The sequence below is a fragment of the Bacillus sp. P4_E1 genome (assembly GCF_056401715.1).
The window spans coordinates 1-11,517 of record NZ_JBFUIV010000044.1; the positions used below are offsets into that span (position 1 = coordinate 1).

Sequence of the window (11,517 nt, forward strand, 5' to 3'; positions counted from 1 at the left end):
CTCGAAGAGGCAACTGTTGGGATAATGCTTGTATGGAAAACTTCTTCAGTCACTTTAAGGCAGAGTGTTTTCATTTATACTCCTTCCGTAAAGCGAATGAGGTCAAACTTGCCGTGCGTAAATATATGCACTTTTATAATCATCAAAGATTTCAAAAGAAATTAAATAACCTGAGTCCATATAAATATAGAACTCAGGTTGCTTAGTTGCGCTTTTTAAATACTGTCTACTTGACAGGGGTCACTGCATTTTAACTCATTAATTGAATCCTTAATAGCTTGGTGTACGACATTCCCGTCACCAGCTTGAAGTGGTGCTCGAAGAATTAGTCTGTCTGTTTCTATTTGTAACGGAACATCTAATAAAATAGAATTCATATCATTTCTCCTCTCGAAAACTTTAAATTATGACAGAATGAAACTTATATAATAAAAAAACTTTCACCCAAAAGAAATAATTCTTGAGGACGAGAGTTGCAATTTCGTGGTACGTTATTATGATAAATAAATTAAAAAATACCCTATCTCACTAATAGGAGATCCTGTCACAGCATTACTATAAGTTATTACAGAACCGTGCGAAGCTCTTAGTCTTTCTTCATTAAGAACTTGATAGCAATACAGTAAAGTTTATCTCCCATAATGGGGCCTCTCAAAAATTAGTAAACAATAAATATATATTCAATTAATCACTTAGAAATCCCTTTTCGCATATTGAAAACTAAACTGCCAGTTGGTACAAAAAAATGGCTACCGAAGCAGCCTTAGGTTATTCAACTAATGATTGTAGAAGGAATGAGTGTCGCATTTATTAATCCCAATTTATTTGATTTAAAAATTTACTTCTATGCAGATGGTGAAACAGAATTAATGAGAAGGTCTAGCCGCGATATTGCTGAAAGGAGAGCCGATATCAATTATTTAAGGCGGTCTCATGCAGAACGTCGGATTCAGTACGAAGTGTTTATGCATCCATACAGTCAATGTTTTGATATTATTATCAAAAATTCCGATGAAGCAATATGTCTAGAAAAAAATACATTTGAGTTTTATAGAGTTTAAATGCAAATACTCTATTTGTTATGTTTATTATGAGGGTTCATTTTCATTATTTGGCTCCCAAATGAAGCAACTTTAGTATTCACTCAAAAATCCATTGTCTATGAAACAACTAGATTTTTAAACGGCTTTAATAGACAACTGCCATTTACATAGACAGATGTCTATTGTATTTTTGGCGGCAAGATTAAATAGCTTTTTTGTTACTTTACAATAAAGTATACTTAATATCAGTAATTCATGTAATTAGGAGTGATTTCTATATTTAGGGAAAATGCAAAAAGGTTACTTCTGTCATTAGTAACAAATCCAATACTAATAATTGTATACGGCATTTTTTGTTATGAGTTAGCCTTATACTGTAAGTACGGAAGGATGAATTATAATATTTATATTTTGTTATTATGTATAGTACTTTTTATATCCATGATTACATTTACTACAATGCGGGTGATAAAAAATAGAGAATATGAATCTAAAAAATTAACTAATTCAATAGCATGGAGATCCATTTCTATTATCATTATTGTTGCAATTACATCATTTTATGGGATGCAGATTTATAAAAGTGCAATAAATTACAATGGCAAATTGGCATGGTTTATAGAAAGGTTAAAACATGAAAGGTCAGTTAAACTTAAACATAATAATATATATGAATCTGGAGTAGAAGGTATTTTTGAAGATATAAATAAAAAACATCCTTTGCCAAAGAAATTGTATATGGCAACTGATTTTGATCTTACATTTCATTCAGATGGAACAATCACAGCGTTTGATACATTTGTTTATGGGAAAAATGTTGATGGGAAAGAAGAAACTTATTTAATCTCTTATAATAAGAAGAAATCAGAAGATATTACTATAATACGAGACGGGTATGCAAAGCCTGATTATGATGATGATAAATTAGTAGAACCTTTAATTAAAACGGTTAAGGCGATTCCAGTTAAGCAAACGGTTAGAAAGTGGAATGAAAGTAAGTATGGGTTGATTTATTATGGAAAAAGAAATTGGGGATCCAATACAGAGGGGATTATTAATATTACTGAGGATGGTAAGGGGCAGAGTCTTAAAGAAGCAGCTTCTGAAATCATTGGATATACTGTATCTATATTTGTCCCTGGAAAAGAGAAAGAGCTAGTACCTGCTAGATATAACTTAATATGTGACGCAAGTTGGAGTAAATCAAAGACGCCTCCAAATGAAGATAGGCTTAAAGAGAAGAAACAACAAGATTTAAAGAATGAAAAAGAACAGTTTTTCCTATCAAAAGAAGTTGGTTATAAACTAAATATGACAGATAAAGCATTAGGGAGCGCCTTTTATTCATTAAGCAAGACTAGTGATGAAGGGGAAACATGGGAGGTTATCAATCCAGACCCATTTAATAGGGGGATTGGTAGTGTATCAGGAATCACTTTTATAAATGATAAACTTGGGTTTTTAGGAGCAGTTAGACCTTCTGGTAATGAGGGAGAGTTATATCGCACAGATGATGGGGGGGTATCTTTCAAAAAGGTAGAATATCCGCCGCATGAAGTCAAATTAGATCATACACAGTCCACAATAAGTCCTTTTGATTCTCCTAGTATGCCATATGAGAAAGATGGGGTTTTTAATATGTTAGTGGGACAAGGGGCAGATGGAGACTACAATGGCGATAGTAGTGCACTTTATCAATCAAAAGATAACGGAGAGACATGGGAATTTGTAGAAGAAGTGAAAAAGAAGCCCGTAAATCTTTAGATGATCTTAAGGCTTGGATACAATAATCTGACCTATTAAAATCTCAAAAGGATTTTGTTGATACGTTACCTGAAAAAGAAGCAAGTATCTCTAAACTAGAGGAAAGTAAAAAATAAAGAAAAGAGGTTGCCCAAAAGTAACTATTCAGCGACTTTTGGGACAACCTCTTCTTTTTTTTGTAGATTTTCAAGAAAATTTAGAATAAAATAAAAATATAGTCATCTACCTATTATTCACTAATGAAAAGAAAAGGGGGTAGCGAAATGCAACTGAAGTATGGGAAGCACATTAATATATTATCTATTGTTCTAACTTTATTCTCTTTTTCCGTAATTGTAAGTTTCTCTACCTGGTTGAGTGGATATTCAATTCCCAACCTTTCTACAATGCTTAAGGTAACAATGTGGAGTGCATTTATTCTTGGAATTATAGGGTTTAGACAAGAGAAAAGCGCACTAGCGATTATAATTATGGGAATATGTGCCTTTGCTCTAGTCGTTCTATATACTTATGCGGTTATAAGTTTTCTTGAGCATTAAACACCATATTATTAAATCTCCATAAATTTAAATTAGCCTATCTTTATTAATTTATTATGTATCAGCGTTTGGATTTTTTATAAAGAAGAGGCACTATCATCAAAGTGCCTCTTCTTACTTAATCTACAATGGGATAGCAACACATCGCCATCCTTTCTGTATATTTCTACAAAAAGAATAACGTTCTCTGTGAATTATAGATATAAATTTATCTTAGGTTGATAGTGATTTATGATGCCTCCATATACATAAATACATTTTGTCGAAATTATTAAAAAGGGGAATTTTTCTATTTGAAGAACTAATAATTGATTGTCAATATGTATTAGAAATCTCAATCTAAACTAAAGGAGAACAAAATGGGACAAAACAATAAAGGCTTTTCTGAAACAGGATTGCGCAAAATGCGCAATGTACTGGCGCAGCATGTCGATTCTGGAAAGATTCCTGGGCTCGTCGCCTTAGTCAGCCGAAACGGGGAGACGCACGTCGAAGCGCTTGGAACAATGAGGCATGATGGTGGCGCACCAATGCGTCGGGACACGATCTTTCGATTGGCGTCCACTAGCAAGCCGATCGCAGTTTCACCAGTAATGGTTCTGCTCGACGAGTGCAAACTGCATTTAGACGATCCAGTAGACAAATGGCTGCCCGAACTCGCTGACCGGCAGGTGTTGAAACAGCCCGATGGTCCACTGGAAGAGACCGTCCCAGCACGGCGTCCTATCACTGTACGAGACCTGTTGACCTCCACATTCGGTCTCGGAGTGGATCTCACGTTGATGGGTTCTCCGATCATGAACGCGTTCTTCGAGAGTGGGATATTCGACACGCCAGGGCAGGATATGCCCGATCCAGATGAGTTTATGTGTCGCCTAGGTGCACTTCCGCTAAGCTACCAGCCCGGAGAGCGGTGGCAGTATCATATCAGTATTGAAGTGCTCGGCATTCTTGTTGCCAGGGTCACGGGTCAGACATTCGAGTCATTCCTGCGCGAACGCATATTCGATCCACTGGGAATGAAGGACACTGGTTTCTACGTGCCTGAGCTCAAGATTGACCGGCTTCCACCTGCCTTCAACCCAGATCCGCAGACAGGTGAGTTCATCGTGTGGGATGAGGGTACAGGCGGACGTTACAGCAAACCTCCAGCATTTCAAGCAGGCGGTGGTGGGCTGCTCGCAACCATCGACGATTATCACGCGTATTTGCAGATGCTGTTGAACAAAGGGATGCACGGGACCAAACGGATTCTGTCTAGGCCCGCAGTCCAGCTGATGACCACCAACCGTCTTACTCCTGAACAACAAGTATACCGAGACGATTTGGCCAAAAACAACGTCCATTTGTCGTTTGGACAAGGGATACAAGGTGGCTGGGGCTTTGGGATGGGGGTGCGTACCTATCTTGGAGACTACGCGTCTATCGGTCAATTCGGCTGGGATGGCGGAACTGGCACTACAGCTTACGCTGATCCAGACAAACAGTTTATTGGAATTCTGTTCACCCAGGTTGGGATGTCAACTCCGGCCCCATCGCATCTTATCCAAGACTTCTGGACCACGGTCTACCAAGCAATCGAAGACTGAAACCGAACTTAGGTATTGTTTAAAGGAAAACTCCAAGACAAATTATACGCATGATGGCCACCATCAACACCATGGTTAAAAGCTATGGCAGGACGGGAAGTGTTGGAAGTACTACGAGAACAGTTTGGCATTATTAATAAGAGCCAAATAAAAAATCCTCTTGGATGCAAGAGGATTTTTTTTATTGGGAATAGTAAGGATGAGGGGAGGTGCATTACATATGGGAAAAGGTAGAAGTAATAATGCTGGTAAAAAGCAACCGAATTTCGATGATTCATCTAATTTCGCTAAACAAAGCCAACCGACAGAAAAGAAGAAGAAATAAGAAAAGGATCTCTCTTTATCAAGAGAGATCCTTTTTAAAATATATTGACGTTTCAGCACAACATATCGATTGCTTAACCAAATAGTCATAAATACAAGGCTTAAACTCCTGCGAATGGAAGCCAATTTAATATTATTGTCCTGCTTTTTCTAATGGGTGGAATGATTGCTCAAATTGTAGCCTTGAGGAACCCTCAGCGAGTTCTAAGTATAACTTTGATTGCATCAAGTATTTTTGGCTCTGAAGACAACAAACGGAATTTGCCTCCGATCGATGAGAAGATACTCACTTACCGTGCTAATGGGGCCAAACTAAATTGGTCGGATGAAGAATCTGTTGCAAATTACTTGGTTACAGGATCAGTGTTACTCTGTGGTTCAAAGCATAAGTTCGATGAGAAGAGGGCTTATAAGCAGGTAGAAAAAGAAATAAAACGAGCAAATAACCTACTCAGTATGTTTAATCACTCACTTCTTAAAGGCGATGATTCTTATGAGGGGAAGTTAAAAGAAATTAATATACCTACTTTGGTTATCCACGGTACAGAAGATACAGTGCTTCCATACGAGCATGGTCTTGCTCTTGTTAATGGAATTCCCCATGCTGTATTACTAACCGAAGGATCGGGGCACGAGATTCATTGCGACGATTGGGTTCATATAATCAGCGCTATTTCGAACCATACTTCACTCTTATAATCATTATAGGAATCGCATAAAACAAAAACACTTGGAAAAAGGGCCACAATTGAATTTGTAACCCTTTTTTTCTATTGAAAATCAGTTTTGGAGCTGTTACTCAATTATAGAATATTAATACTCAGTGATTGATAATTCTGTCTTGTAAGGGGTAGTACCACATCGCTATCAAGCTAAGAAAAGTAAATACCCCCAGAACGAAATTTTGTGCTAACTTGTAGCAAAAAAGCTCATTTTTTTGTTTTGGGGTAATTCTGAATTCTTAAGTTGATTGGCATGTGGCGGTACCCCTGATAGGGCATGCGATAAAGTGCTATTAAATTCGAGGAAGCCAAAGTATAAAAGGGGCATTTATTGCAGCTCGAATATCTTTTACTGATTTATTGCATATAAAAGTAGCTGCACAAAAGTACAGCCACTCTTTTCTTGAAAACATTATTAGAAAAGATCAAAAGGTATACGTACCTTTTGAAGTGTTAGAATACTCCTGAAGAAATAAATAATTCTAATTATAAAGGGCAGTTAATATTAATTCGTTTTTGGTATAGGTTTTGATCATTATAAATCCAATTTTTCTAGTTTTGGGACGTTTCATTTACAGAAGATAGATAATAACAAAATTTTCTCAATAAGGAATTTACTGCTTTTAATATAATTTTTTAACAATTCATGGTATATCTGTATTAAGGGGACCTTTTCGGTTGATTAGGGAGAAAGATTATAAAAATGATATGGGAGGAACAAAAAATGTCATTGAAAAAGAAATTAGGTGTTGGAGTGGTTTCAGCCGCTCTGGGTTTATCTTTAATTGGTGGGGGAACATATGCATATTTTAGCGATCAAGTGGTGACAAATAATTCATTTGCTGCAGGTACATTGGATTTAGCTATGCARCCAACTACTTCACTTAACTTAGAAAATTTAAAACCWGGGGACAAAATATTAAAGAAATTCAATTTAAAAAATAGTGGTACATTAGATATTAAAGATATCATGATGAAAATAGACTATACTGTAAACGATTTAAAACAAAATAACACTACAGAAGATTTMGGTAAACATATTAAAGTACAATTTCTTTGGGATTGGGATCCTGCAAAAAGCCCTGYATACGAGACAACTCTTGCAGAACTAAAATCACAAAGCCCAGAGATTGCCTCCAAAAAAGTATTTCATTCTAAGTGGACTGAAACAGGAGGATTAAAACCTGGGAAAATGGATTGGTTTTGGATAAAGTTTATATTTGAAGACAACGGAACAGATCAAAACGTGTTCCAAGGGGATAGTATTGCGCTAAAAATGGAGTTCCAAGCCAATCAAACAGATGGACAAGAAAGATAAATGTAAGAGCATAATACTGGTAAAAAGTAAAACTGAGCTTATGCCTTTTAATAATTTAAAAGAATGATTACAACATATCTATACCAAAAGCCATTGATATCAGCATTTGCGCATGATATTAATGGCTTTTGTAAGTTTAACATTTTGAATGTTTTGTAAAACTAACATTTAATTTATAAATAGAAKAAAAAAATAGCCAAAAGTCGTAGAGCGTTTAAGAGAGTAAATAACGACTCTCTTTTTTTGCTTTTGTATTTTTATAGGTATCCATATACATTGAATACGGAAATCCCCACGCTGCAATTGTGCAGAAATAATAAAGTTGTTTAATTTACAATAAAGTCATTTGAAAAATAATATAGTTGTTTAAAAATCCTTATTCCACGAACGGAGCAGGTTAGTGGAAGCAATAGTAATTAGGTTTGACTGGGAAAATTGTCGATGATATTAAAAAAGACACCGAAGTGTCTTATGTTTTTCAAATTAAGCATACCGATAAATTGAAATATAATTACTTAACATTATGCTTATCTTGGGAGCGGGGTATTTTATCGGTGAGTGTATACAAACCATGTAATGCTTGCTGTTAATAATGCTGACGAAATCAAAGCTGTAAGAACACTATATGTTTGCCACATAAGTATTGTTGACCAATCAAAAGCACAGCACAGTATACCCAGGGCAATCGTAGCGGTCAGGAAAATAACTGTTACGGTTATTCTCTTTTTTGTCATTGGCTGCCGCTCATTCGTTCTCCTTCTGCGTAATCCTAAGATAAATAGCAAAACGGCCAATAGGCAAAGAATAATTGTGATAGACGACAAAATGATATCCAAAAGCTGTGTGCCGCTTATTTCATATGACTGAGTTAGATTGCCTTCTAATATATCTTTAACTTTTAGTACCATGTTTGTATTGGTATTTGCGCCGTTGCTCAGCAAGGAGACGGCTGTTCGTTCATTTGGCAGTATGACTACTTCGGTTCTGAAATTTGGATTGCCCCCAGTGTGTTCTATAATCGTTTGTTCGGCGTTTACGGACCAGCCTGCCGCATAATACATACCGTTGACAGCCGAAACAGACATATCACCCCTATGTGATTTTTCGATAACCATGTGAAATATTTCGGGTATGTCCTGCACGATCCCCATCTGTATGCCCATCCAACGCGCCATATCTTTTGTATTAGAAATGATGTAGCCTGCGGGTTTATTCCCAGCATAATCCGGAGCTTTAAATGGAGTTGTCATAAAAAAGGAAGAACGGTAGCCCTGTGCCAACTGTCCAGTGACTTGAGCAGCTTCTTTATAAACATACGTCTGGTGAAGACCTAACGGCTGAAATACCTGTTCCTTCATAAAGTCTTCATAGCTTTGTCGCGACACAATCTCAATAACCAAACCCAATACGTCATAATTAACGGTTCCATAGTTATACTGTTCACCGGGAGGGAACGCCAATTCAGCATCCACGAGCATTTCCACAGTTTTTTGCAACATATCCGGTGTATTGCCTTGTGGAATATTTTGAAGATGCCTAATATTTGTTAGACCACTGGTATGGTGAAGAAAGTTATTTAGTGTAAGACTTTGCATATCAACAGGTTTCCCCTGATACTTTAACGTAAACCAAGGTAAATATTTTTGAACAGGATCAGTCATTGAGAGCAACCCTTGCTCTTCCAACAACATAATACCCATACCGGTAAAAGCTTTACTGACCGAGGCTAACTCATAGAGTGTATTTTCACTTGCAGACAACCCCTTTTCACGGTCTGCATACCCTGAAGAAAAGTAGAACACTTCATCATCAGCAAGTATTGAGATTGACATTCCCGGCACACCTGATATACGACAGGCATCATCTAGCAACGCTTGTATTGCCGCAGATTGCGAATCTGACAACGCATAACTTTGTGTTGTGAATCCTGAGAATAATATAAATATCGTTAATACAAAAACAATAATCTTTTTCATAAACTCTCCTTTTTGGAAAATTATAAGTGAATAATATAAATAACCTCCTTTTACAACTACGAAACTTAATTTTAATTTATCTTTCTATTCACCTATATAATATCAAGTAATTGTGGAGAGTTACACTTAAAAGAACAGATGCGTTAGTTCAATAAGAAGTAAACAACTTTATTATTCATTTTTTAAGTATTATATAAACAGATGGATGTAATTTGAAACAACTTTAAAGAGCCTTGCTACGTAGAATGTAGTAAGGCTCTTAGCTTTTAATAATCAAAATTCAATAACTTTATTATCATTATACAGCAATCAAGCTAAGAAAAGCATAAATCCCCAAATAGTAAAAGTAATGCTTTGAAAAAAACTATCTACTAGAACTGGTACTCTGTCGGTAAGTCATGAAAGAGGTACTTATATTATTTGTTTTGTAAATTATCTTGAATTTGTTGTTCCATATTTACTAGTGATGTTTTTAGGGAATTACTAAGCTTTTTAACAAATTTAAGAACAAGAAGCCAGTTTTTAATAATAGAATTCTAAAAGCGTTAGGGTAGAAATTTATTGTTTTTGTTAAAAAAGAATTGACTTCTACTATAGTTGTAACTAATATAGTTACATAAGGTTGTAATCGAATCAGTTACAACTAATTACTGCTTAAAATAAAAATATGATTTATATATTTAATTAAGGATGGTGGTCCACACGTTGCCACCCGGTGTAGAAAGTTACTAATGCATTCAAATTAATGTATAATCCCAACTTTAGTATTTTCTGATACGGGGCAATAATGTGCAACGTAATCTTTTGTTAAAAACCTTGGTTAATCTTTCTTTGGAAATATTAGTTTTTGGGGAATATAGTAAGGTATCCCAAAAAGAACAAGGTATAAAAAGATGTACTTATATAAACCAAAAAGTTAGCTGAGCTAGATAATAAAAATAAAGGTAGGAGATTTAAATGGAGACAAAACAAGATAACCTTATTTACGTATGGGACGCCTATTGTGGATGGTGCTATGGCTTTTCAGAAAGTATTAAAGGATTTTACAAAAACCACACTGAAGTGCCGTTAACAGTTTTATGTGGAGGATTATTTTTAGATGATTTACCAATGAAAAATTTCTCATATATAGAAGAGGGGAATAAAAGAATTAATCAACTTACAGGTGCAGAATTTGGTCCTTCATATCAAAAATTGGTGGAAGAAGGTACTTTTAAAATGAATTCGAAAGATGCTGCAATTGGCTTTTCAGCTTTACGCTCATTAGCACCAGACCGTTTGTTAGAATTCACTTCGGCTATGCAAAAAGCGTTTTATTATGAGGGCCAAAGTCTGAGTGATCCTGAAACATATCGTAAGATTGCAATTGAGCTTGGTCTGAATTCTAAACAAGTATTAGAACGTTTAAACTCTCAAGAAACAATAATAGATGCCCAAAACRACTTCAATAAAGTTCGACAGCTTGGTGTTAATAGTTATCCTTCATTACTTTTACAAAAGGATAATCAAATTATCCCTATTGGTGGTGGGGTAATGACGCCAGATAAAATTGAAGCGCGTTTTAAAAATTTATATTAATGAATTTTAAGTTACAGTATATAACATTTAACGTTTTAAAAAAGACTAGAATTGGATGGACTTAACCCTTTTTATAACAGTCGGTTTCAATTTATTTTTAAAAAGAGTCCAATTTTAATTTTACTATCAGCTATAGTAGCAAACATGTTAGCTTAAGCCAACTAGCTTCATTACAATTCCGGGTGAGCTAGACCATCCACAAGCAACAGCGCCTGGATATGCAATGTATTTTTGTTGGATGATTCGACATCTAGAGAATAACCCATGGAATGATCGTATCATGGAGGAAGAACACAAGTGGTTATTAGAACCAAACGCGAAAATTTGGCCAGAAAAGGAATAGACGAAAATAAAGGTTCTGGTGCAAAAAAAAAGTATAAAAAAGTAGGAACTGAATCTTTTAATTTTAGATAATTTTCAGGTGTGATGAATTCCTCTCACTCTTTATTTTTTTATGGCATTAGGAGAGGCTAGCCCCTCGCTCCACTTTACCCCATACCGAAAAACAAAGGGTATAGGTATACTTTCCTGTTTAAAATATTGTTCGTATAGGAAGCGAATAAGCTTCCTATACGAACAACATTACATATTAATAATTTGGAGGGTTTTAAAAAGAAAGAGGTGGTTTTTAAATGTATAATRATTCAATATATTTTCCTTATAT

General features: G+C 35.5%; 7 protein-coding genes and 4 pseudogenes. 9 read left to right on the plus strand and 2 right to left on the minus strand.

What is annotated here, in order from left to right; genetic code table 11:
* On the plus strand, window positions 1-206 hold a 206-nt coding region (locus AC1DS7_RS28330; protein WP_476998795.1), incomplete at its 5' end, for an IS3 family transposase.
* 42 nt (window positions 207-248) lie between these two features.
* On the opposite strand, the pseudogene AC1DS7_RS28335 reads toward AC1DS7_RS28330, so the two are convergent.
* A pseudogene (locus tag AC1DS7_RS28335) lies at window positions 249-377 on the minus strand (GNAT family N-acetyltransferase); the annotation flags it as partial.
* A gap of 396 nt (window positions 378-773) precedes the next feature.
* Between AC1DS7_RS28335 and AC1DS7_RS28340 the strand changes: the two are divergent.
* The 6 genes and pseudogenes from AC1DS7_RS28340 to AC1DS7_RS28365 all read left to right on the plus strand — a co-directional run.
* Window positions 774-1,061, plus strand: a pseudogene (locus tag AC1DS7_RS28340) (hypothetical protein); the annotation flags it as partial.
* Window positions 1,062-1,310: 249 nt separating this feature from the next.
* Window positions 1,311-2,807, plus strand: coding sequence for a WD40/YVTN/BNR-like repeat-containing protein (locus AC1DS7_RS28345; protein WP_350457421.1), 1,497 nt, complete (start codon window positions 1,311-1,313; stop codon window positions 2,805-2,807).
* A gap of 263 nt (window positions 2,808-3,070) precedes the next feature.
* Window positions 3,071-3,346: a hypothetical protein gene (locus tag AC1DS7_RS28350; protein ID WP_002084476.1), complete on the plus strand. Its 276-nt coding sequence runs from the start codon at window positions 3,071-3,073 to the stop codon at window positions 3,344-3,346.
* 359 nt (window positions 3,347-3,705) lie between these two features.
* Entirely contained in the window at window positions 3,706-4,935 is a 1,230-nt protein-coding gene (locus tag AC1DS7_RS28355) for a serine hydrolase domain-containing protein (protein WP_002084484.1), read from the plus strand.
* 477 nt (window positions 4,936-5,412) lie between these two features.
* Window positions 5,413-5,958: pseudogene (locus AC1DS7_RS28360) on the plus strand (alpha/beta fold hydrolase); the annotation flags it as partial.
* A 747-nt stretch (window positions 5,959-6,705) separates the two neighbouring features.
* Window positions 6,706-7,299, plus strand: coding sequence for a TasA family protein (locus AC1DS7_RS28365; protein ID WP_476999380.1), 594 nt, complete (start codon window positions 6,706-6,708; stop codon window positions 7,297-7,299).
* A 548-nt stretch (window positions 7,300-7,847) separates the two neighbouring features.
* Here AC1DS7_RS28365 and AC1DS7_RS28370 read toward each other — a convergent pair.
* Window positions 7,848-9,275, minus strand: a complete 1,428-nt coding sequence (locus tag AC1DS7_RS28370; protein ID WP_215588361.1) for a serine hydrolase domain-containing protein — start codon at window positions 9,273-9,275, stop codon at window positions 7,848-7,850.
* Window positions 9,276-10,232: 957 nt separating this feature from the next.
* On the opposite strand from AC1DS7_RS28370, the gene AC1DS7_RS28375 reads away from it, so the two are divergent.
* Complete coding sequence (locus tag AC1DS7_RS28375; protein WP_476999381.1) at window positions 10,233-10,853, plus strand: DsbA family protein; 621 nt, start codon at window positions 10,233-10,235, stop codon at window positions 10,851-10,853.
* 163 nt (window positions 10,854-11,016) lie between these two features.
* A pseudogene (locus AC1DS7_RS28380) lies at window positions 11,017-11,196 on the plus strand (5-deoxy-glucuronate isomerase); the annotation flags it as partial.
* Window positions 11,197-11,517 lie beyond the last annotated feature (321 nt).